The organism is Enterococcus sp. ZJ1622 (assembly GCF_011038845.1).
In the GTDB taxonomy this organism is placed as follows: domain Bacteria; phylum Bacillota; class Bacilli; order Lactobacillales; family Enterococcaceae; genus Enterococcus_B.
In genome coordinates this window covers 61,858-85,846 of record NZ_JAAKDW010000001.1, presented here as the reverse complement: position 1 = coordinate 85,846, position 23,989 = coordinate 61,858, and the positions used below count along the sequence as shown (strand labels likewise).

The 23,989-nt window shown below is 40.2% G+C and carries 21 protein-coding genes; 4 read left to right on the top strand and 17 right to left on the bottom strand.

The genetic code is table 11. The annotated features are described in order from the left end of the window. Nucleotides 1-12 precede the first annotated feature (12 nt). The 4 genes from G7Y42_RS00460 to G7Y42_RS00445 all read right to left on the bottom strand — a co-directional run bounded on the left by G7Y42_RS00460 (nt 13) and on the right by G7Y42_RS00445 (nt 5,401). Nucleotides 13-1,431: a PTS transporter subunit EIIC gene (locus G7Y42_RS00460; protein WP_165002821.1), complete on the bottom strand. Its 1,419-nt coding sequence runs from the start codon at nt 1,429-1,431 to the stop codon at nt 13-15. Nucleotides 1,432-1,447: 16 nt separating this feature from the next. Next, nucleotides 1,448-2,200: a carbohydrate deacetylase gene (locus tag G7Y42_RS00455; RefSeq protein WP_165002819.1), complete on the bottom strand. Its 753-nt coding sequence runs from the start codon at nt 2,198-2,200 to the stop codon at nt 1,448-1,450. 110 nt (nt 2,201-2,310) lie between these two features. Continuing rightward, entirely contained in the window at nt 2,311-3,129 is an 819-nt protein-coding gene (locus tag G7Y42_RS00450; protein ID WP_165003346.1) for a PRD domain-containing protein, read from the bottom strand. Between the two features lie 295 nt (nt 3,130-3,424). After that, nucleotides 3,425-5,401 carry a DUF1430 domain-containing protein gene (locus G7Y42_RS00445; RefSeq protein ID WP_165003344.1) on the bottom strand — a complete coding sequence of 659 codons (1,977 nt, stop codon included), beginning with the start codon at nt 5,399-5,401 and terminating at the stop codon, nt 3,425-3,427. 188 nt (nt 5,402-5,589) lie between these two features. Here G7Y42_RS00445 and G7Y42_RS00440 point away from each other — a divergent pair, with 188 nt between their 5' ends. Continuing rightward, on the top strand, nt 5,590-6,243 hold the full coding sequence (locus G7Y42_RS00440) for a helix-turn-helix domain-containing protein (RefSeq protein ID WP_165002817.1): 654 nt from the start codon (nt 5,590-5,592) through the stop codon (nt 6,241-6,243). A gap of 138 nt (nt 6,244-6,381) precedes the next feature. Here the strand turns inward: G7Y42_RS00440 and G7Y42_RS00435 are convergent, their stop codons facing one another. The 13 genes from G7Y42_RS00435 to G7Y42_RS00375 all read right to left on the bottom strand — a co-directional run bounded on the left by G7Y42_RS00435 (nt 6,382) and on the right by G7Y42_RS00375 (nt 21,963). Further along, a complete protein-coding gene (locus tag G7Y42_RS00435) occupies nt 6,382-7,290 on the bottom strand; it encodes a peptidylprolyl isomerase (RefSeq protein WP_165002815.1) in 909 nt (302 codons plus the stop codon). A 251-nt stretch (nt 7,291-7,541) separates the two neighbouring features. Beyond that, nucleotides 7,542-7,904 carry a hypothetical protein gene (locus G7Y42_RS00430; protein ID WP_165002813.1) on the bottom strand — a complete coding sequence of 121 codons (363 nt, stop codon included), beginning with the start codon at nt 7,902-7,904 and terminating at the stop codon, nt 7,542-7,544. Between the two features lie 250 nt (nt 7,905-8,154). Beyond that, nucleotides 8,155-8,418 (bottom strand): hypothetical protein, encoded by a 264-nt coding sequence (locus tag G7Y42_RS00425; RefSeq protein WP_165002812.1) that lies wholly within the window; start codon nt 8,416-8,418, stop codon nt 8,155-8,157. A 212-nt stretch (nt 8,419-8,630) separates the two neighbouring features. Next, nucleotides 8,631-11,663, bottom strand: a complete 3,033-nt coding sequence (locus tag G7Y42_RS00420) for a BspA family leucine-rich repeat surface protein (RefSeq protein WP_165037792.1) — start codon at nt 11,661-11,663, stop codon at nt 8,631-8,633. Beyond that, entirely contained in the window at nt 11,656-12,375 is a 720-nt protein-coding gene (locus tag G7Y42_RS00415) for a SpaA isopeptide-forming pilin-related protein (protein ID WP_165002808.1), read from the bottom strand. The genes G7Y42_RS00420 and G7Y42_RS00415 overlap by 8 nt, the downstream gene beginning before the upstream one ends. Nucleotides 12,376-12,445: 70 nt before the next feature. After that, nucleotides 12,446-14,086: a SpaH/EbpB family LPXTG-anchored major pilin gene (locus G7Y42_RS00410; RefSeq protein ID WP_165002806.1), complete on the bottom strand. Its 1,641-nt coding sequence runs from the start codon at nt 14,084-14,086 to the stop codon at nt 12,446-12,448. 67 nt (nt 14,087-14,153) lie between these two features. After that, on the bottom strand, nt 14,154-15,014 hold the full coding sequence (locus tag G7Y42_RS00405; protein ID WP_165002804.1) for a class A sortase: 861 nt from the start codon (nt 15,012-15,014) through the stop codon (nt 14,154-14,156). Then, nucleotides 15,011-15,877, bottom strand: coding sequence for a class C sortase (locus G7Y42_RS00400; RefSeq protein ID WP_165002802.1), 867 nt, complete (start codon nt 15,875-15,877; stop codon nt 15,011-15,013). Before G7Y42_RS00400 ends, G7Y42_RS00405 begins: the two co-directional genes overlap by 4 nt. Before the next feature lie 1,083 nt (nt 15,878-16,960). After that, nucleotides 16,961-18,439, bottom strand: coding sequence for a xylulokinase (gene xylB, locus G7Y42_RS00395; RefSeq protein ID WP_165002800.1), 1,479 nt, complete (start codon nt 18,437-18,439; stop codon nt 16,961-16,963). A 6-nt stretch (nt 18,440-18,445) separates the two neighbouring features. Continuing rightward, on the bottom strand, nt 18,446-19,141 hold the full coding sequence (locus G7Y42_RS00390) for a D-lyxose/D-mannose family sugar isomerase (protein ID WP_165002798.1): 696 nt from the start codon (nt 19,139-19,141) through the stop codon (nt 18,446-18,448). After that, nucleotides 19,122-19,580 (bottom strand): HIT family protein, encoded by a 459-nt coding sequence (locus G7Y42_RS00385; RefSeq protein WP_165002795.1) that lies wholly within the window; start codon nt 19,578-19,580, stop codon nt 19,122-19,124. The genes G7Y42_RS00390 and G7Y42_RS00385 overlap by 20 nt, the downstream gene beginning before the upstream one ends. 15 nt (nt 19,581-19,595) lie before the next feature. Then, nucleotides 19,596-20,651, bottom strand: a complete 1,056-nt coding sequence (locus G7Y42_RS00380; protein ID WP_165002793.1) for an alcohol dehydrogenase catalytic domain-containing protein — start codon at nt 20,649-20,651, stop codon at nt 19,596-19,598. Between the two features lie 19 nt (nt 20,652-20,670). Further along, the gene (locus G7Y42_RS00375) at nt 20,671-21,963 is read right to left on the bottom strand and encodes an MFS transporter (RefSeq protein ID WP_241161881.1); all 1,293 of its coding nucleotides are present in this window, start codon (nt 21,961-21,963) and stop codon (nt 20,671-20,673) included. Nucleotides 21,964-22,200: 237 nt separating this feature from the next. Here G7Y42_RS00375 and G7Y42_RS00370 point away from each other — a divergent pair, with 237 nt between their 5' ends. The 3 genes from G7Y42_RS00370 to G7Y42_RS00360 all read left to right on the top strand — a co-directional run bounded on the left by G7Y42_RS00370 (nt 22,201) and on the right by G7Y42_RS00360 (nt 23,854). Continuing rightward, on the top strand, nt 22,201-22,980 hold the full coding sequence (locus G7Y42_RS00370; RefSeq protein WP_346773677.1) for an AraC family transcriptional regulator: 780 nt from the start codon (nt 22,201-22,203) through the stop codon (nt 22,978-22,980). A gap of 367 nt (nt 22,981-23,347) precedes the next feature. Continuing rightward, on the top strand, nt 23,348-23,491 hold the full coding sequence (locus tag G7Y42_RS00365; protein ID WP_165002789.1) for a hypothetical protein: 144 nt from the start codon (nt 23,348-23,350) through the stop codon (nt 23,489-23,491). A gap of 69 nt (nt 23,492-23,560) precedes the next feature. Next, entirely contained in the window at nt 23,561-23,854 is a 294-nt protein-coding gene (locus tag G7Y42_RS00360) for a hypothetical protein (RefSeq protein WP_165002787.1), read from the top strand. Nucleotides 23,855-23,989 lie beyond the last annotated feature (135 nt).

Genomic DNA, 23,989 nt, shown 5'->3' with positions numbered 1-23,989 from the left:
TTGCACCTTCCTTTACTGTTCGAGTAATTTATTGAATTCAGCCATGATATAAGTCACTTCTAAGCCGATAATCACTTGATAATTCTTCTCTGCAGGCTTGATGATTCCACTCACACCGAGCTGATTGATCCGTTCTTCATCTACAATGTCCGGATTCTTTACTTCTACTCTCAAACGTGTATTGCAACTGTACGCATCTTGTAGGTTGTTTGTTCCACCGAATGCTTGTAACAGTTTTTTTGCCATATATTCATAATTCTTACTTGCTAATGTCAGATTTTTCTCTGCTGTCTCATCTGTTTCTGCACTGTATGCAACTACTGTTTTTCTCCCAAGTGTGGGAATTGCTTGGCGTTTGATCAAATAATAAAAAGTAACATAATACAGAAAGAAAAACACAACTCCGACTGGCAAAATCAAGAGCGGATTCGTCGCAATCTTAAAATTGATCAGATAGTCGATGATACACGCACCAAATGTGAAGCCAATCCGGATGTTCAAGAGAGAACAAACCATCCCTGCCAAACCTGCAAATACAGCATGTATCACATATAGCATCGGCGAGATAAACATAAAACTGAACTCTACCGGTTCCGTGATGTTCGCAAGAAAGGAAGTTGTTGCGCCACTTCCCATGATTCCTTTAACCATCTGTTTGTTTTCTTTGAATGCTGCTTGATAAATAGCCAGGCAGATTGCAGGTACACCAAACATCATCACAACAAAAAAACCGGACAAAAACAAACCAGCTTGCGGATCACCATTGATGAAACGCGTCATCTCTCCACGAAAAACCTCGCCATTTGGTGCTTTATAGCTACCGAGATCATAGTACACATACGTATTCAATACATGATGGAGACCAAAAGGGATCAGCAACCGATTGAGAAACATGAATATCCCGACACCTAATGCGCCCATATCCACCAATAATACCGCAAAACGATCAATCCCTGATTGGATCACTGGCCAAACAAACCCAAAAACAACTGCGGCAACTGTCTGGAAGAGCATCACCATCGTCAACGGAAATTTTTCTTCAGTAAAGTAAGAAAATACCATGGGCAGCTTTTGGTCTTTAAAACGATTATATGTCCAAGCAGCAACCAGACCAGATAAGATCCCTCCAAAGATACCCATACTCACTTCAGGGGCCATCACCTCCAGTCCTTTTTTCAATGTAGCGATCGCAAGGAAACCTGTCAGAGCAGGAATACCCTTGTCTTTTGTATTCGCAAATCCGATCGCTACTCCAATCGCAAACAGTACGTCCAGATTTCCAAATACTGCATTCCCTGCAGCTCCGATCACTGGAACATCTAGTAAATCTTCTGCAGCCAGCCGCATGATCAATCCAGCAAACGGCATCGCCGCAACCGGAAGTAGCATCGCTCTGCCTAACTTTTGGATATTTGCTTTTATTTCCACCATACTTTTCCTCCTCTATTCAAATTTCGTTATACGTGATGCATTCAATCTCTTGATCTTCGCGTACTTTTTTGGCAAATTCAGAATGGATCATAAATTCAACTTGCTTCATTCTTGAAAAGACAAAACTGGAACCAACCTTCAGACTTTGATCGATGTACGCTGTGTGACACATCACTTCCGTTGATTCCTCCTGTCGCAACTTGACTAACAGCTGGTCTAAATATTCTGACAATGATGGATTCTCTTCTTCGCATTCCCCTACTTTGTCAAAATAAGGTTCAAAATAACTGGTATGTTTGACCTGCTTCTTCTTATCAAAATTCCCGCGTACAGGAAGATCGTATTTTTTCGCTAACGCTATGACTACCTCCTGATTGTCACCGAACGTATGCGTGTGATGATGGCTGTCAAGATGTGACGGGATGATCCCAGACTGATATACTCTTTTGATCTGTGCGTCCCATTCCTGATAGAGCTGGTCTAAATCGATCTCAAAATCTTTTTCGTAAAAAGAAAGCTTTTTAAATTGCGTACCTTCCATCAAACTATCTACCTTCGGAATCAGCGGTTTCCCGCAAGTCAGTGTTAAGTGGACCCCTACAGCTAATTGAGGCCAATCTTTTTTCAGCGTAACTGCATGCTGAAAGCCCGGCATGTTGGCCATCAATGTCGTCGAAGTCAAAATCCCTCGCCGATGGGCCTCCACGATACCGTAATTGACGCCATGACTGTAGCCAAAATCATCTGAATTAAAAATCACTTTTCCCATACTCTCTTCCTTTCTGAATAAAAAAAGCATGCCTAACAAGAAGACGAGCGAGTAGTTGATTCGTCTCTTATCAGGTCATGCCTACCGAATAGTTGCACCCTGTATTTCATTTAATTTGCTCTTGCTAAATGGATAGCTAGATAAATCACTTCATTTTCCTGAACTAGAAAATGATAGGTTTCTTCTATCATTCGTTTGGTTTTTGTTGCTGTTTGATAAGATACCGTCTGTTTGAATGCGTCGCTAAAAAAAGAAAGTTTGTCCACTGGAGGCATTTCTTGATAAATCAATCGCTTCACTAGAAATTTCACATGGAGCATTAACCGCTGATAAGCTAACGACTCTTTATTCTTTATGATTCCTTGTGTTTCTAAAAATTGCAGGATAGCTGTTGTCATCTCTAAAATCTTCAAACTGTTCAGGCTATTTTTTTCACTCAGTTCCGCATTGATAATATGCATCGTGATAAAGCCAACTTCATTGATTCCCAAATCTGTTCGGTACCGCTGATTCATTTCTTCGACGATCTCTGTTGCCACTTGGTATTCTTCCGGGTAAAGCAGTTTCATTTCCGGCAGCATAATCGCACTCACTTGTCTCTCTTCTTTCTTACGTTTGATGGCAAAATAAATATGATCCGTCAACGTGATATAAATAGTCGAATCGAGCGGTACATCGATTTTTTCTGTTATCACTTCAATCATTTCCTCTGAAAATTCAATGTATTCGATAGGTATCTGCCGAACAAGCTCGCTGAACGTCCTTGTTTTTTCTTTGGAATCCAATACAAAAAATTTATCGACCATCGTAGCGTCCAGTGTTTCGTTGACAATAGCTGAAAAACCGATTCCCTTTCCCATTGCGACTTTCTCGATCCCCCCATCCTCAACCAAAACCGTATTATGATTGATCTTCTTGAGCACATTCATGTGTATCATCATTCCTTCCATAGCTGATCGTCTGAATCCATTCTCCTCAATACACAAAAAACGACCAAAGAATGAAGCCATTCCTTGGTCGTGCCTAATTCAATAGTTACACCCATATGTTTTTTACTCATTCAATATAGCAAGAATAGAAAGCGGTGTCAATAGTGTGTTTTCGCTTTTTCATGAAATTTTTGAGTATGAGATGAGAGTTTTTTTATAGAAGATGTTATTTGACTTTTTTATAGCCCTTACTCGTAGCTCCCATTTCCGACAATTTTGTATCAGATTCATTTATTTATCCTCCAAACATTAGCGATATCATATTTTTCTTTTCCAGATAGACAAGAAAAAAAGCCGCTGACAACAAATCGATCACACTGAATAAAAAGATGTTGATAAGATACTTTCGATCATTTTCTAAAAGGAACAGAAATGCTAATGCTATGACACACCACTTCATCATCGTTGAAACAAAGAAATCTTTATGCGTCGAAAAAAGAGAACAGCCATTGGTACGCAGAATCGCGATTTTTCTTTGATTGTAAGAAAAATAGATGCATAATACTGAGTAACTCAAGACAAAAAACGATATGATCGTTAGCATGAAAATACTGATTAGATAAGTGAACGACCTGCTCAATGATTTAAAAGAGATCTCTTCTGCTCTTGTATAAGAAAATAACAGCTGCAAATTGTCGCTTAGCTGATTGTCTGCCACCAACTTCATGATTTTTTCGTGTGACATCTGCCCATCAGTCTTGATTTTCAGCGGAGGATAGATTTCCCCGCTAAATATATTCCTCTCCCAATACGTACTATTTTCCAGAGTCAAGACCTCAATAAACGGGTATTCCTCAATCCAAGGAGTATGGGGGATGAACGTATACACAGGTTGTTCATCCTGGATGAAAATAATTTCTGGCTGTTCATCGTTCAGCTCCTCATAGTGTTTGATTATCTTCGTCACCCCTTCTTTTTCCTGATACTTTTGGGGGATCAGAAGAACAGCTCGCGCTTTTTCTTCTGTTATCCTAATCAAGTTTGCAGATTCGTCTAGCAAAGGAAACTTACGCAAATAATTCGGATTTATCTTTATCCCTCTGCCAAACACTTCATTTTCTTCGAATAAATAATCCGTTATATTCACTAAAATACTTCCTTTTTCATTTAAATATCCATATAACCTGTCATCGATCATTTCTGAAAAACGATTGGAATAAATAAAATCCACATGGTTTTTCCCGATAGTTACTGGATAAAATACATGATAGTCTTCATCAACGATTTCTTTTGGAGGTTCGTAAGAAACAAATAACTTGGAAGAAGAAAAAACGATAGTTGCTAGTTCGACATTGGAAACGGCCAAAACAAGAGAAGACAACAAGCCAAATGCAAAGATGATGAATTGGATATATTTAAACGCTTCTCTTACTAAAGAGAGTTTTTTAACTGATATAAGCGAAATCAGAGATACACCATACATCCCGCTAAACAAGAAAACATACATCTGGAACAGATCAAGCAATTGTCTCCTATAATATATAAAAACAAAACCGCCGATGACCCCTGCGATTATTAATGTAGTGACGATTTTCTTTTTCCCCAGTAGGTACCACAATACTTGATGTAATGAAAAGCCATGATTCAGCAACAAACTGATTTCTTTATTCATCAGTAAGAAAAAAGACGGTAACAAAAGGAATAAAAGAATCAGCCCGATCGATAGATACATTTGATAGCTATATAAGTCTGTACTTGAAATAACCGAATATGGATAGTTATTTTCAAAATCCTCAAAAACATCAGTCACATAATCACTGCGGAATTCTTGATTGAATCGTTCAGCGAATAATGAAATGAACCGTTTATAGTCTTCTTTTTCTCTCGTCATCAAGAAGAATTCACCTTCGAAATCTCTCATTCTGATTGATTCTTCAATGGACAGGAGACGAAATGAAGTATTGGAATACGCAACCTTCTCATGAGATGTGTCGACACTTCCTTGATAATACAATGTCATTTCAAGCTTTGGCTGTATCTTGAAGTTCCAAGACGTATCCACTTCATTGGATTCGTTTACGGTTTTTTTCATATAAGACAGCTCAGTTTCTGAAGATACATTTTCAAATAATTTGATCAACTGCTCATATTCCTCTTGCCTGACGAAATGCTGTGGTAATCGAATCGGCGTATAGGCATCTGTTCGATGGAAAAATTCACTTGTTCGATAGAGCACCTGCTTATTTATACTAACTAAGGCAAAGCCAATCATGATACCGATCACTATCATCGTCAGCAAAACTGTGAAATTTTTTTTGATCGTCTACACTCTCCCTTCTTTAAAATATTCTTTGACAAAATCATAGCGTTTTTCATAAAAAAACGTATCTATCAAGTGTAGATGTCCTGTAGAATATATCTAAGAAGTGTAGAATCTTTAAAAAAGAGAGGAGAAAAACAATGAAAACAGGCGAGAAAATCAGGAAAAAACGAAGAGAATACAATCTGACACAAAAAGAACTAGGTGAAAAAATAGGTGTTTCTGATAAAACGATTTCCAGTTGGGAAAACAATCGTACATTGCCTGATATCGAAATGCTTTCTCTTTTACACCAAACACTTGACCTGACGTTCGATTTTCCCCAGACCACTATTCCTGATGAAGGCGCCGAGCAAGAATCATCTGCTTCACAGCAGCCTTGTCTAGAAAAAAAGCATCCATTCATAAAAAAAGTTGGTTTTCCCTTAGTTTTCATGCTATCAGCTGTCTTCCTTTTTTTGTTCAATTATCAGTACAAGAACGAAACGATCGATCGGATCAATCCTTTTCTGAAGCCTCGAATCGGGTACACGACTCTTCCGACAGGTTACATAGACAAATCAACTGAGTATTGGGTATGCCATGACATTTTTGGCCATGGTGCATGGCTGTCTTTCCATGCAGGAGAAGTAACCAGCAGTAAAAACCATGCAGTTGTAAAACACAAAGGGAAACATGTGATGAACGTTCGCCTGATTGCCTGGGAATCGATCCCTGCTGATTTTCAAGATATCCTTAGCTTAGATTATGACGATTCATTGAAGAAAACAGCGAAAGAACCTGATGCGCACTAAAACCGGTGTCTACATGAACGCATTTCTCGTATATAAAACAAAAGCTGTAATCAATCCAGTTTTCTCTTTTCTCTCGCAAAGTCATGACAAAAAAACACCCAACCATTGAAAATCAATGATTAGGTGAGTATGGATGGATTATTTGCTTGAAGAAGAGGTCGTCGTGAATGTACTCAAGACGTTCTCAAAGTCTTTGTCTTTGATTTTCACATTCGCGTCTTTCAAGACTTCGCCGATCACTTTTGTCGTAAATGCTTGATCGTTCAGTTTTGTTTGTGTCGCGATTTCTTTCAATTGATCTTTGTATTTGTCCATGTCGTTGCCTTTGTTCTGGTTTTTCACCATTTTGACCACATAGTAATCTGTGGAATAGGTGGAAGCATTCGTTGCTGTGATCACGTCAGAAACCTGACCGTCTTTCAATTTGAACGCAGCTTCCTGCACTTCAGCAGGGACAGTTTGTGATTGAGAATCGAACTTGATCTTGCCGCCGTCTTCTTTTGTTTCAGTATCTGTTGATTTTTCTTTTGCTAATTTAGCAAAGTCATCCCCATTGTCGGCTGATTTCTTCACTTCTTTAGCTTCATCTTCGCTTGCTACTTTGATGATTTGTGCTTCGACTTCTGGATGGAAGGATTTCCAAGCAGTTTTTAGATCTTCGTCCGTCAATTTGACGTGTTTTTCCAAGCCTTCTTGATATGCTAATCTTTGTTTAAGATTTTCTTTGAAGGTCTTTTCTGTGTAGCCAGCTGCTTTCAATTGAGAGTCAAATGAATCGCCTAGTTGTTCTTTGGTTTTGTTGTATTCAGAATCGACTTTTTTATCTGAAACATCATCGCCATATTTCTCTTCGAATACTTGGAAAACGATCAATTGCTGGACGGTCGAATCTGCACCTTGCATTTTTTTCAAGCTATCTGTCAATTCCTGCTCGGAGATCGTGCCGCCTTTATACGTCACGGCTGCTTCGTCACCAGTATTTGTCGTACATCCTGCCAGCAAGCCGCCTCCTATTAGAATCGCAAGGGCTAAAAATCTTTTTTTCATCTATCGTATTCTCCTACTCTTGTTTTTTTGTGAATCACTAAAAAATACAAAGGCGCTCAAGATGAAATCCATCGAGAACACCTTTATCCATCTGCACTATCCAAGACAAATCGATGCACTTCCCACAATCTGACAAGCCAGTCTGCAGAAATAAATTCCAGTAGCATTCCACTAATTCATATACTACTTGTTTTGTTACCGTTTTTCAAGTCTGGTATGATTGAGGGCCTAAGCGCTTCTCACAAAAAAGATCAATTCTTTTTGATCGCCTTTTTGAGATAGGATCCTGTCAGTACCATCAAAGCGCACACGAACAAGACCACCGAATACGGCCCAATCGCAAGGACGACTTCTTGTATGCCAAACAAAGTGACCAATTTAGACGGTACGTAAAAAAATAAAAACAGCAAGGCGACATGGCGGATTTTTCCCCATCCTTTACTGGCAGTCCTTACAGCCATATAAGGCAGCCCAAATGCAACTCCAAAGTAACCCTTATTGATCGTGGCCACTGCCTCTCCTTCAATAACAAAATCTACGAGTCCTACGAGAAGCAAAGTCATAAGCAGCAGGTGCGAAAAATGAAAAAAATAATTCGCATACCGATTGTCCATTGTGATCTCCTTTAGTGAAGCCTTTTATTTAAATTATATAGGGAGATGGGGTGAATTGCTAGGTGGTTAGGGAATAATGACAAAAGAGATTTCCAAGAATTTCGAGCAAGTTAGTTACTAAAACGAGTACGTTTTTACCCCTTCAAGTTTTTGTGAAAAAATAGACAGACAAAATTTCCGATAGAATAACGTTATCTAAAACACTGTTCTCAAAGGAAACATTTGTCTGTCTATTACAATCTCTTCACTTTCATACTCGCTTAGAGTCTTTTTTCTTTTTATTAACAACGATCAAAAGAACCATGCAGACTAGGATGGTGATGACTCGAAGTGCTGGGGTGAATAGCAGCCATACCAAGATGTTACTGAATTCGCTAACTATATAGGAATTCGACTGATGCCATTTATCTAAAGGTTGTGCGAATAAAAGCACATGGCTATTCACATACGCAGTAAACAAATAGACAGCAATTCCTAATCCGATGATAAGTATGTTTTTCTTGAATTTTGACAACTTCTGCTCCTCCGTGGATAGTGATTGGTTTTCTGTGTCCCGAGGTGAATCAAAAATAACGATCAGTTTATTTCAATGCAGTTGCTTGGATGTATAACGACCAAGTTCCTGCCTTCATTGTAACACCTGCAAGGTTCGATGCCATGTTTTCTGATGTTTTTTGACATATACTCACTTGAAAAGCGGGAATAAAACCGTCGTTTCCTTATCTTCTACACGCTCTTCCTGTTTTTTCTGTCATCTGTGATCCAAATCAAACCGCTCACGCCGAATAAGACCATGAGGCTAGCGCTAATCAGTGCAAGTAAGCGGAGGTGGCTGCCTGTGTCAGGTATCTGAGGGACAAAGCTGTTATCTCTGGACAAAACATAAGTATCTGCCAGCTGCCCATCATACGCCCCGATAAAACGTTCCCCAGCTGGATCATCTACTGTACCAGATGCAACATTCCGCCATTTCACTGTATCTGTGTCATTGGGCAATTCTACTGTATCTAATCCTCCTGTAGAAGGATCATCGGTCACGAATCCCTTGCTGAATGTGATTTCCTTCAAGCCGGTCATCCCTTCAAACATCAGCTGCATTCCTGAAGCTGTCACTTTTGAAGTATCTGTCACATCTAAGGTCAGTTGTTCAAATGACTTATCCATCGCGAACATACTCATCATATCTGTGACGTTCTCCGTTTCCAATTTACCTAAATCCAATTTTTTCAGTCCTGTCATCAATGCAAACATCGTCTCCATCGTAGTCACATTGCTTGTATCGAAATGACTGATATCCAATGTCTCGATTCCTGGGATCGAGGCAAACATGCCAGACATATTCGTTACTTTAGCAGTATCGAAACTGCTAAGATCTAAAGAAGTCAATTTTGATGGCAGATCTTTTCCTTGATAAAACATATTCTCCATCGTAGTCACATTACCTGTTTCTAAACCTGTCAGATCGATACTATTCAAAGAAGGTGAGTCACTAAACATGAAGGACATGTCTGTTGCATTCGATGTGTTCCAGCTGGAAAGGTCGATAGAATCTAGATTATCCATATTACTGAACATCCCATTCATTTTTTCAGCTTTTGATACATCAAGATTGGATAAACCAGTGATTGTTTTTACATTTTCCAGACTCGCAAACAAATTGCTGGCAATAGCAGTTGTTGCTACAGGACCGTCTATGGTTATGCCAGTGATTATATCCTTGAATGCATTCCACGGAGATCTTGGTTTGCTATCATTATTCGTATCAGGTGCATCCGCCAAGGTGCCACTGCCCAAATGGAGCATGCCGTCTACATCGACATACCATTTGACGTTTCCGAAGATCCCTTTAGCCGGTGTCGTTCCTACTATCTTGATCTTCTTCATCGGAATCGTCTGATTATCCAAAGTATCTACGGTCAATTTGATTGATAGCGGATCAGGGGTATGGGCAAATGCTGCCATGCCATCACCAGCAAACACATAGGGTAAATTTTTCAATAAATCAGATTTCCATGGATCGAGGATAGCGTAATTCACCGTGCTGGCAGGCGCTCCAGAAACCGAATCCGCAGCAATCATTGTATTAGTTGATCCATCGATGTACTGGATTTTCGCATCAGCTGTCACTGGAACAAGAACGTAGGTGTCTACAGGATTGACCGCACTGTTGTAGGCACCGATATACTCAGTACCTAAAGGGGAATCCGCTGTACCGCCGGCAATGGCACGCCATTGCATCGTAGCCGTATCATTGGGTAGATCGATCTGCCCCACTGGATCAGAGGTTACTTGAGGCGTGACAAATCCAGAACCAAAAGTGATTTGTTTTAGTGCTGACACACCAGATAACATCTGATACATATTCGAGACGAATGAAGTATCCCAATTGGACAGATTCAGACTGACTAAAGAACTGGCATTTTTAAACACACCATTCATATTCATTGTATTGCTTGTGTCCCACTTCGACACATCAAGATGCGTCAAGCCTGTAAGTTGAAACATGTTTTGCATGTTGTATGCTCCACTTGTATCCCAGTTTGATACATCGAGACTAGTCAAAGATTTCGTCCCGCTAAACATGAAAGACAGATCCTCTACATTGCTCGTATTCCAATGGGAAACATCTAAATTAGTTAGAGATGTATTATCATAAAACATCCCAGACATATTTGTTACTTTGTCTGTATGCCAATTCGAAACATCTAAACTCGTTAAAGAAGACGCATTGTAAAACATTCTGTCCATAGTCGTTATGTTACTTGTTTCCCAGCTTCCTATCCCACTTAATTCTGTTAAAGATGTCATATTATTAAACATGCGGGTTGTACTCTCAACGTTTGACATATCCAGTTTTTCTAATCCTTTGATAGAGATAACATTGCTTAAATCATCAAATAAGCTTTCAGAATCTGATGCTGCAGTCACTTCCCCATCAAAAACGATATTTTTAATCTGAGCGCTCATTGTCTGCCATGGGGAGGTATTACTTGAAGTAGCAAAAGCCCCTGAGCCGATATGCAAAGTTCCATTCGTATCGATATACCATTTTGCCGTACCGAATATTCCTTTTTTCAAAACTTGTGTCATACTAGGTATAGGGTCACTAGCGACTTTATCTAGAAATGGATTATTCGTGTAAACATAATTTTCTAGCCCTGCATCTCCGTATATCCCGGTATTCTGCGTAGTATTAGCACCCGCTTGCGGTGTCCAAAAATTCAGTTCCGCTGTGGCTTGCTTTGCTGTCATATCTACAGAGTATCCTTCGGGTATCAGAGTTGTGATAACCGTTCTGATGCTATCTGCTTGCTGACTGAGCTGCGCTGATAATTCAATAGTTATTTTTTTCTCAGCGATGCTGATATTCGTTCCTTTGATATCGCCAAATTGCGCAATCGCCCTCATCATCTCCTGTATGAGCCGCTCGGGATCACTCTCTTTTGGCTGAGAAACTTCAGTAGATTCCACTGTTTCTTCGGATGTTGCGGCATCAGACTGGGCTGTCGTAGTTTTTAGTGTATCTGTATTCGTATGAGTTCCTGTATCCGAAACTGGAACTGTGCTGTCTGATGTCGTGGAGGTAGTCGTTTCCGCTGCTACCTGATAAATGGGGACAAGCGCAGAAACTGTCAATTGGAGGATCAGGGCTAGGACAACTACCCCTCGTAAATACAGAGTGAGCCTTGTTTTATTGCTGCTTTTCTTGTCTGCTTGATGCGATTGGTCGAAAGCGGGCAGTTGCTTTTTTTTATTCATACTTTCTCCCCCTTACATATCTTCTCAAGAGAACCAATCCACCGATGATCATACTTAAGAATAGTCCAACAATTGAAAAGAGTGCCTTTTGCGAAATCATCCAGACACGCCCACTCGTTTGCATGATGACTGGCTGGCTCTGTTCATTTTGCTGGTTCTTTTGATCTTCTCCTGTTTGTCCGTTCATTGAATCACCTGTTCCTGAAGGATTTGTCGCACTGGTTCCTGAAGATCCTGTCAGACCAGATTTTGGTTCGTAGATAAAATCATCTGATTCCTTACCTTCTGCATCTGTGAATGGCAAGGAAAAAGCAATCGGTGCTGCAGGATCAGCCACACCATATCCTTTCAGTTCTTCTAGCAAATAAGCACCTTCGAGCAATTTTGCTGCGTCATCATAAACCACTTGCCCGTTTTCATCTGTAACAAGTTCAGTTGTGAATCCTTGTTCACCAGAAGCAATCGTATACGTGGCAGGATCTGCTGCAACGATCTTTTTCCCCTCGACAGGTAAGATGCGGGTCAATCGGTAATGGGCACCTGCAAGAGGGATCGTTTCTTGCATTGCTTCAGAAGAACTGGCAGTCATTCGTTTCACGACGGTTACCGAAGGATTTGGAAGTTCTGGCACATCCGCAATGACCGCTTGTCCAAATGCAAGATAAATGAGGCTAACAATCAGCGCACTAAACCATGTCCCTTTATGCTTCATGTAAAATTCCTCCTTCCTATGTGAAAAGAAGTACCTCGCGTACGAGATACATCTTCTTCACTTATGACTGCTAGTGATTTCCTTGTTCTTTAAGACGATAGATATAAAGTGCTCCACCGCCAGCCGCGATCAATATACTTGCTGTGACTAAAAGGATCAGACGGGCATTGTCCCCGGTCATCGGCAGATTCGGGATCCATTTATTGTCCACATCGATGATCGTGGCATCGTTGTCTGAATCATTTTTTGCCGTTACTACATGGACTTTCCCATCGATCGCATAACCTGTTGGTGCAGAAGTTTCGACTAGGTAATAGTTTTGTTCACCTGATTCCGGATCGACTTTCAAACCTGTGAATTGAGCCTTTCCTTGCGCATCTGTTGTCAAAGTGATGACTTTGTCGTCTACATCTGTTACCCATTTTTCTGCTTTCGCATCGGCTTCACTTGCCGCAAGTCTGAAGACGGCGTTTGCTAGCGGTTGTTTGGTTTCATTCGTTTTTAACACATCCACATTCCCCATTTTGACTTCTGGGGTATTTTCTCCCGGATTAGTCGGATCTGGGATCGTCGGTGTTTGATCATCTGAATCAGGGTCTGGGGTCGGATTCGTTGTTTCTGGTGTTTTTTCACCTGTTGGACCTACGTATAACGTATCAAAGCTGTTCAAGATACTGCCGTCTTTTTTATCTTTCAACACTTCTGTGGCGATCTTGAAAGAGATATTCTCATAGCCGGCAACTTTCTTCATACCTGCTTGAGTCAGTTCGATCTTTACTGTATAGTGATCTGCTAATCCATCTGCTGTGTCTTCTGAAACAGTAAAATCTGTCCCATTGATCAAGTCCACATTCCCAAGTGTGCCCGTAGCTGCACCGGTGATCTTAGAAAGATCAGGTATCCCCAATGAAGTCGTGTCGATCGGGTCCATCAGTTGGAGCTTGTCTGCATAGATTTCCTGCGTAGAGCCATCAGAAGCCGCTGCGGTATAGATGTTTGAAGGGACTTTCATGTTTAGATCCCAAGTAACATCTTCTCCGGCTTTGACAGAAGTCGTCGAGGAAGTTCCTGTTGCCGTATCAAGGGATTTCGTTGGGCTCAATGTCACTTTTTCTGTAGCATTCTTAGGATAGACATTGACATCATATAGTAGCGAATCATCTGCATCAGCTGCTGCTCCTTCAAGCGTCAGTGGCACTGCGACAACAAAAGGTGCTGTCGGTGTTTTTACAGAAGCTGATGACAATTCAGTTACCAAGTAAAGCCCGTCACTCGCCGTACCCGTGCCGAAATCAAAGGTCAATTCTCCGTCAGCGTCCGTCATCTGTGTTTTTGCGGTAAAAGTTGTATCGACATCGTAAGTAGAAGGATCATCTGCTTTGATGGTTGAGCTTGTCGTGCCAGATTTTGGCTTCACTCGGATCACTTTGAATGGGATGTTTGCTAGTGGCTGATGTGCCGTTTTGTCGATAGAATTCTCATAAGTCCCGTCATCAGCAACCGCTGCACCCGCACCTGCAGTATCACTGTATTTATGGATCGTGATGCTTCTTTTGCTTGTATCATCCGAGATAACTGCCGCTGAAACGATCTGTGATCCTCCTCCTACGATGGACACCGCGCCCGCTGCGCTGACTGCTCCGAGTAATGTGCCGGAAACAAGTAATGTACTCAATAGTTTACGGGATTTTTTGGCTGTTTTATGTTTCATTTTGAATTCCTCCTTAAGAATATTTCCTAAATAGCGTTTAGATAATTCACGCTGATAGTTTGTTTGACTAGCTCTTACGTACAAAAAGGATTCCTTGTACGATCAAAAACAGTAAATTCGCTAGACCGATCATTAGTAACGGAACTGTCGGTCGTTTTTCTTGGATACTGAGAGCCAACTGCTCACTCATCCAGCTTGATTCTTTTTTGGCAGTTGCTGTTTGCCTGCTGATTCCCAGTTTTTTTTGTTGTGCTACACTGAGTTGGGTTATTGGTACTGTTTCTTCCAAAGTGCCTTGGACGACCCGCCGGTAATCGGTTCCCGGCCCACCTTCACAGCGAATCAACGTGACTATCGCTGTGTTGTCTGCGGGTTGATCCAGTACATCAATCTGTGTTTCTTGAATGATCTCATTAGCTGTTACCTCATAGATCCAAACATTCGTAAAATCTGTGAGATAGATTTTTGTCCCTTTCGTCACCTGTTCGATCCGATGGAGTAACACGTCTGCATCTGAAAAATTATGACTCGCTAAAACGACATTGCCTTGACCTAGAGGACGTTCGGGGAAGTACATCGTTGCTCCGGTAGAAAGATTGCGTTCTGTGATTTTGTTTAATATTGGCAGTTCAAGATTCACTGCCGGAATGGCTACGCGTCCAATCCCGAATCGTTCGATCGTCTTTGTTCGTTTCTTTCGAGCTTGTACGAGTACTTGCATTCCTGCATCCGAAATCTTTTCACGGTTTTCATTTGTTTGTGGGGAAGACTCTGGTAGATTTTTTGCTGCTTGTTCCTGTCCATCTGATAATGAAACAGAGGTATCAGGTATTTCTAACAGCTGTTCATAGCCTCGATCGATCCAGCATGTGCTGATAAAAATCACTAGAACTGGTAGAAAGAAATAAAGAAAGATTCGTTTCATCATGAGTTCGTCACGTCTTTCTTCTTCATTTCTTTTTTCTTTCGTTTGTCACGAACATACCGATAAAGCAGCCAGAAAAGAAGCAATAGCAAGAACAATAGCATCACTGCAATCCAGATCGTATCCAATGACCAGACCGTACGATGCGCAGTTTTGACTTCTTTTGCTTTTTTGATGGGAATCCGCTTACCATAAACGACTAGACGGTGACTATTGATGAACAATGGGGTACAAGTCATCAATGCCGCAAGATCTTTTCCTTCTTGGACATAAAACGCTTTAGGAGCTTCTTTGTCATTCGGATCAACGACTTTCTGGTCGTAGACTTGATAGGCTAACCGCTTTCCAAAAGCGTTCACATAAAATACATCACCATTTTTTAGATAACGGATATTATCAAACAGAATCTGGTTGGCGAGCCCCGAATGTCCAGTGATGCCACTCAACGTATTCTTACCGCCAGATGGCAAGCTCGTCCATGGCAGAGTGCCGATCCCTCGACTAAGAACCCAGTCAGAATCGCCAAAATAAATCACCATGTTTTTTAACTTGATACTTGGTATATCGATATATCCGATCGGCGTCTTTAAATCTTTCAGGATCTCTGTGACATCGACTTTGTCAGCTGGTTCCTCTTTTTGCTGATGATCGATCATTTCATTGTATTTATTGATTAATTTAAGCTGCGGGTCTTCTACGGGAAGTTGCTGCTCATATTTAACGACCTGATCGTTGCGTTTCGCAAGGTCTATCATGTCGAAAATGATAGGTGCTAATAATAACAAGACACCTAACAAGATCATACTGCTGAATAACGTATAGATCAGCCTGCGCTTTTTCTTTTTCTTGTCCATGTTTCTTTTCACAGACGGTCATCCCCCCTGATTCTTTTATTGAATAGTTATATGAAAAAATCCATCCCTATCATGGTCATGACCGAGGCAAAATCGACTGCTGCATTCGTTTTGTTCATACATTTTCAGGGAATTTTTCGTGCTGTTTTTCGTGGAGTTGCCCACTTCTGTCACAACCTCTCCACTAAACGGTGTTCAATCAGCTGACCCTCGGTATTAGCTCAAAAAACGGCAAAATATGAGGAACTATTTTTCCGTTTGTTTCTCTAATACTCAGGTCAAAACGCTGTTTTCACAACCTCTGATTCACGGTGTTCTCCTGCCAACTCCTCGGGCACAAGTCACAATATTCATCAAACATGAGAAGCTGTTTTTTGAAATTATTCCTTGTGCCTCAGAGTTAAACGGCAGGCTCACAACCTCAGTTTTTCTCATTTTTCTAATGGCTAGTTTATAACTAAACGCATTAAAAAAACGGGGGCGAATGCACAAAAAATTACCTTATATTTTTTAAAATAAAAAATATAAGGTAATATAAAATAAATTTGGTTAGAACCATTCAGAGGAGGAGTTGCGCAAAGGTTCAAATCATCCTTTGTGCATTCATCGTACAGTATTGGAGCATTATTTTTTTCTGATTCTGATAGTTATTATTTGGAGGACTACTAGAAATAGCACTGTCCAAAAACCAGATGTCACAAAATCATTATTTATCAGGTATTCTACTGTGATGCCTAATATGCTCGCAATAATGGCACCTAGCAAAACATTCAAGTAAGGGTGTTTTTTAGAAAAAGATTGATAGATTTTTCTCAAATCCATGACTTGACCGCTCCTCTCTTGCTTTCGTCAGCTGTGATTCTATTTCGGGCTTTACCTCCCCATGCTAAGCTGTTCCTCATTTAGAAACTGGACTAACTGTTCTGTTCAGTTCTCACTAGTATCAACAATTCGATATAATTATATCATTGTGAATGACCGTTAGCGATTTTGATTTGATTGCGTTGACAATAGAAAGAATGATTTCTTTTTGATTGTTCAATGAAGGCACAGCAAAAAAGCCTGCTACTGATTTCTGTAGCAAGCTTTTTTGGTTTAGTGGAAAAAGTCCGTGTTATCTGGATAGATTTTTTTGTATTTTTCGTACACAGTCTGATACGTTGAGACATTCCTCTTATTCGGGTACACTCGCTCAGAAAATTCTACGAAAATCTCTATGCATTTTTCTAATGATGGAAACCAAGACAACCCCATTGCAGCAATTATCGCAGCTCCTAAAGAAGGTCCCTGTTCAGAAGTCAAAGAAACCACTGGTGTATCAAAAACATCTGCCTGGATTTGTAGCCATTCCTTGTTACGTGCCCCACCACCAACTGAAATAATCGTTTGAAAATTTTTTTGTCCAACGGTTTCCATCAATTCCTGAGAATCTTTCAGAGAAAAAGTAATACCTTCCACTACGGCCCTGACAAAGTTTGGTAATGAATGGTGACTATCTATGCCTACAAAGCTTCCTCTTACACTACTGTCGAAATACGGTGTTCTCTCTCCTTGAAGATAAGGCGTAAATACTAGTCCCTCTGAACCTGGCGGGACTTGTTTAATCAGCGAAAACAAAGCTTCGAATGTCTGATTGGGCGCAAAAGTGTTTTTAAACCAAGTTAGACTAGCTCCCGCAGAAAGTGTTACCCCCATGGAATAATATTCATTTGGGTTAGCGTGATTAAAAAAATGCAGTTTCCCTTTATAATCCGCATCGATATCAGGTTCTATAGTTAGAAAAACACCAGATGTGCCGATGCTTACCAATGCCGTATCTGTTGAATTCAAACCTGAGCCAATGGCGGCACATGCATTGTCTGCCGCTCCAGCAAATACAGATACCTTATTCTCAAGCTGGTACTTTCCTTTAATTTCTTCTCTTACATCCCCTGTAAGATCAAATGCATTCACCAATGCTGGCAGTTTTTCCAAAGGGATATCAAAAATATCAAGCAATGTCTCTGACCATTTCTGTTCCTTCACATCTAATAAAAGAGTCCCAGAAGCATCAGAATAATCCATAGCCAATTCGCCAGTTAGATACCATCGCAAATAATCTTTAGGAAGCAGAATATGCGCTGCTTTTCTCCATATCTCAGGTTCATTCTCCATCACCCAAAGTATCTTGGGTAATGTGAACCCCTCAATCGCTCGATTTTTCGTGATACTCAATAATTCAGTTCCTGCTTTTTCCATGATCTCTTCGCACTGCTTTGTCGTTCGCACGTCATTCCATAAAATGGCTGGACGCAACACCTGACCCTGCTCATCTAACAAGACAAGACTATGCATCTGACCTGAAAAACTGATTCCTTCCAATTTGGATTGGAAATCGTCCGCTTTTTGATTTAATTTTGAGAAAATCCGATCACATGCGTCAAGCCAATCACTAGGATTTTGTTCACTAAATCCTGTTTCATCCGAAAAAGACTCATATTGACTGGATTCACTTGCAATGACTTCTCCTTCTTCATTGACTAGTAAAGCCTTTAACGAACTTGTTCCCAGATCAAGCCCAAGTACATAACTCATTGCCCATCATTCCTTTAAATTTATCGTATCGTAGTCACTAAACAGATAATATTTAGGCTGATCATCTTCTTCGATCGAGATCAATCGAGGGATGTCTTCTAAAAAACGATTGTCTGTTTTATCATCATTCGTAGACGACACCTCAAACAACATGATTTTTCCTGTGCCCTTTATGCCTTTCCACTTATGATAGACACGCGGCATCAAAGTGATGCTGCTTCCAGGAAACAATCGAACTACCGTACCCGCCGGAACTGTGAAGCTTTGTCCATCTGAGACGTAAGAAACATCTGAATGTTTGTCTAACTGATCCTGTTCATCAGCATGATACAAAGTGATCTCAAGGACTCCGCCGCCTCGGTTAATGATATCTTCCATTTTTTTCCAGTGAAAGTGAAAAGGTAATTCCTGCCCGTCTTCCACGATCAGCAGTTTTTCACAATAAGGTTTTGGATACTGTTCGGGATGGTTGTAGTTCCCATTTCGAAACGTAAAACTCGTTAATCCCTTCACTGAATAGTTTCCTTCACCAAAATCAGTGACGTCCCAACCTAGCATGTTATCGATTATCTCTTGTGACTGCTTAGTGAGATCTTCCCAATCTTTCTGCGTGAAGTAGGCGAACCTTGGATAGACTAGGCCTCTTTCTTTGGTAAACTCAATTGTTTCATCAATAATATGGTTAATCATCGATCGTTTCATGTTTTCGTTCCAGCCTTTCTTTCATTTGTTGAATGAACTGGCGGTATTCCTCTTCGTTCTCGATCAATCGAATATTTTGAGGTGAATTGACAAACGCTTCATTCCAGTCACTGTCTTTTGAGGTCTTTGGTACCAAATGGAAATGAAGATGTGAGACTGTATCTCCGTAGATCGCATAGTTTATTTTCTGGCAATGAGTGATCGATTTGATTTCCTCTGCTACCTCTGCCACTTCTTGTATAAATTCTTGTAAATCAGAATGATCGAGTTCGAAAAGTTCATCTACATGCCAGTTCAAAGCGACTATCGTTCTCCCAAAATGCGTTTGGTCCCGATTCAGATAAACGGTAGATACTGGTAATTTCATGATTTCGATCATTCGTTCTTGTTGCGTCTGATTGTGCTCACAATAGAAACAGCCGTCTTTATAATTTTGCATATCACTCAGCCTTCCTTACTGATCATATCTGCCATCATCATGACTTGCATCACAATCGATCATGACATGGATCACATCTGCCTGCGTATGATTGCGTAGCTCAAAGGCTTTGTCGATCTGGGATAGCGGGAAAATGTTCGTTACCGATCGTTCTGTATTAATCAAACCATTGACGACCATGTCTCTGCCTTCTCTGAACAATCTGTGGTTATCCACATCTCTCTTAGGTTCCGTTGTCAGAAGATCCACACGTTTACGATGCATCTTGAAGAAATCCATTGTGTTTGACGTCTTTCCAATCCCACCATACATGATCAATTTTGCATTTTGTGCACAGCAATCTAGCGCATCTATGACGGAATCACCTTCTAACAGTGCTGGGATGACTACATCAAACCCATCTGGGAAATCTTTCCCGACAATATCCATTGTTGGCGTTTCAGCAGAAGGGATTTTGTACGTATGTGTTGCTCCAAAATCCTTTGCAATCTCCAGTTTTTCATCAAATAGATCCGTCACTACAAGATTTTTCGGACTGTACAGATGAGCAAACTGCGTTAATTGTAATCCACTGACTCCTTGTCCCATGATCAGTACATTTTTTGCCTGACTGATCTCTGCTCGTTCCATCCCAGTCAGAATAGTTGGTGTAATTTCAATCAAAGAACCATGCATCAATGGAAATTCTTTTGGCAAAACAACGGCTGAAAACGGGTCACATGTGATGTACTCAGCAAATGCGCCCCATACATAACGTAACGATACATGGTCGCCCACTTGGATGCCCACCACATGTTCTCCGACTTCATCGACAATCCCAGCCACTTCATGCCCTAAACGCATTGGATAGGTCAAAAATTCTGGTGTACGAGCGCCTCGATATACTTCTAGATCGGAACCGCAAATCCCTACCCATTTGACGTCTACTCTTATCTCATTTGGTTTCGCATGTGGTATTTTTGCAAATTTGATATCGATTTTCCCGATTTCTTCCATAACTGCGACTTGCTGCGTACCTTCTTCTCTTTCATCTGTCCATTCCATTTCTGGTACAACCATTTTTCTAACCATGATATTGCCTCCTATTAAATCAATTATTTTGTTTACTTCTTTTCAATAACATAACTAAACATCCTGCAATAATTAGTGAAGCTGATAAAAAATACATTCCTGATACTGTTGAATCCGTGATGTCCTTTAACCATCCAACAACATAAGGACTGATAAACCCGCCTAAATTTCCTAAAGCATTCACGATTCCTAGCCCGATAGCTGCTATTCTAGGATCGATGTCTGTGGTAATTGCCCAATAAGGACCTGACCAGGCATATAATCCCATTGCCGCGATACAGATGAAGAACAAAGAAAGATAGACATTTGACACTGAAGCTGAAATAAACAGACTAATTCCACCTATGATCGCTCCACTTGCCGTATGGTATATCCGCTCACCCGTTTTATCAGATGACTTTGCATTTAGAAACAAAGCTGCTGCACCAAGTAAGTATGGTACTGCCGTAAGCCAGCCGATAGTCATGGTAGAACTATCTTTAGAAATCCCTTGGATCATCTGAGGAAGCCAAAAGGTGATGCCGTACAACCCCATGACATAAAAAATGTTCATAAGTGTCATGATCCAAATTTTCTTATCTGATATTGCTTCTTTAAACGGAGCAGAGATCTCTCCATGCTTCGAACTCTTCAAACGATCTTTATCCAACTCTTCAACTAACCATTTTTTTTCTTCTGCCGATAACCATCTCGCTTTAGATGGATCATCACTCAGATACCAATAGGTAAAAAATCCTAATAGAACTGCTGGCAGTCCGACAATGATGAACAGCCAGCGCCATCCATCAAAACCTAAAAATTGATGGACCTGAGTAATGATCGTTGTAGCTACTGGCGCGCCAAATGCATTGGCTAAAGGCGGAGCAATCATAAACAATGCGATTGCCGCTGCACGGGTCTTATTTAAAAACCAGTACGTAACGATCAGTGTCATCCCCGGAAATAATGCAGCTTCAAAAGTCCCTAATAAAAATCTCAAAACAGTTAATTCTACCGCTGAATGAACGAATCCTGTCAGGAGTGTAACCGTTCCCCATAGTACCAGGATCAAAGCAATCCATTTCCTTGCGCCCACCTTTTCCAGAATCATGTTTCCTGGTATGCCAAAAAGAAAATAACCAATAAAGAAAATACCTGCGATAAATCCGTACATCGTAGCTGTTAACCCTAAATCGCTGTCCATACCACCTAATGATGCATAAGTAATACTTGAACGATCTAAAAAGGCAACGAAATAAATCAGGAACAGATAGGGCAAGATATGCCACCTTACTTTTTTTTGTGCCATGCTTCCCACTGTATTTTCAAGCATCCCACATTCCTCCATCTTAAACTGGCCAGTTTAATTGATACCGTTAACGTAGAACAACTTCTTTGTTCTGTTTATATCTTACCCTGTTGACAGCGGTTACATTTATCCGTTATGATTAACAAAATCGCTGTATCTAGGACAAGGAGGAACTACTATGAGAGATAGAGAGATTCAAATTCTTTGGATTAGCGGGAAATCATACAAAGCTGGCGAGGAAGTAAAAAAGCATAAACACCAATTTTTTCAATTACAGTTTTTTTTTCGGGTTCAGAGCAATTGACGATTGATCGGGCTCAGTTGACCTTAAAGGCGAACCATTTGATTGTTATCCCGCCAAATACTGAGCATAGCTACAAATTTTTACAGAATTCAACTGTTCTTGATATTAAGTTTACTGCGGATCCATCTTTTTGTGAGATGATCGATCCTATTCTGAACAAAAAAGAATATTATTTAAATACGCCATCTTTATTGATGCTTATGCAGCAACTGCACACAGGCGCAACCACCTCTCTCCAAAAAAAATTAGAAACCTGTTCCCTTACGTTAGACACGCTGCTCAAACTTTTCTTACTTGAATTCTATCAGGAAAAAATCCAATATGAATCTTTAGCTTTTGTCGATGCTTCTCTTATACAGATCGATGATCATCCCAAAATCCAGCCAATGATCGATTATTTGAACAATCATTATTCTGAAACTATCGATTTAAAAACGTTATCAGAAAAATTCCATTATAGTGAGAGTTACATTACCCGTATTTTCAGAGATGCAATCAACCTGACGCCCAATCAGGTACTTCAAAAAATACGATTAGAAAAAGGGATACAACTGCTTGATTCTTCGACCTATTCGATTGAATTCATCTCTAATTCTATCGGACTTTCTTTAAATTATTTTTCTAAATTTTTTAAAGAACAAAAAGGAGTGACCCCGACAGCCTATCGTAAATCTAGAAGGAAAAAAATCGAAAGTCTTACTTTATCAGAAGATTTTGACTTGTCGATGGAGCCATAATAGGCTGAAAATAGCCTAGTATTTTCAATGGGAAATCGACGTCAATTTTCCTTTTCCATCAACCCCTTCTCATGAAAGAGTCAAACACCAAGTCACCGTATTTTTCTGACATTCTTCTTGGACGTATTCCCTAGTTGACTGCTCAGATTCAAATACTAGCCACTTTTAGCCACTCTCTGTTCGCTTTTGTTGGATCAACTGCCGAGAATCCGTATCGAGAAAGACGTTTTCCTTTCATTCGACCTTCCCACTGCCATTAAAGATTTTTTCTAAATTTACTACAAAACAGTAACGGCAAACAAATTGCAAGAACTGTGTACAATGGGTGTGTGGTCAGGAGATGCTGGAGCTTCAGGAGGAGGTGCCAATGCATATTTGGCAAGCTTATCAAAAACTTGTAGAGATCAAATCGATCGTCATGGCGATACTGGTACTGCACGTATCACGCTTACTGGGGCAAGATGGTCAGCAAAATAGGATAATCGCTGGTAGTTTATTCAAGAAGATGTAAAACTTAATGTTTAAGTACCTAACGTGAGGATAAAATAAAACAAATAAACGATACAAGGAGGAATAGCCCTTGAGTAATGGCAAAAAAATTTTTTTCATCGTAAAAATCATTCAGTTGCTAATCTTTGGGATTTCGGTAGCGTGGGCATTTTTTTATAGAGGGATCACACCAAACTGGCCACTTTATCTCTTATTAGTGGGAATATTAGTAGGAAATTTTATCCCACTTCGCTATCGTACCAACTTTTTTTCAACTGATTCTGGCCTTTTTCTTAAAAAAAAGACGCGAAAATTAGAAAACATTCTTGAGATGACAATTACCTGTATAGTCATTTTCCTAGTTATATTCCTAAACATCTTCTAATAAGAATCGCTGAAAATCAGCTTAATACAGTTAGTTACCTAGTATTGTATTTTTCCTAGTTTATATAACACAGTAATCTTATATTCGAAACATACAAACAGAGCCTCGAACACTAAGACCGTGTTGGCTCTGTTT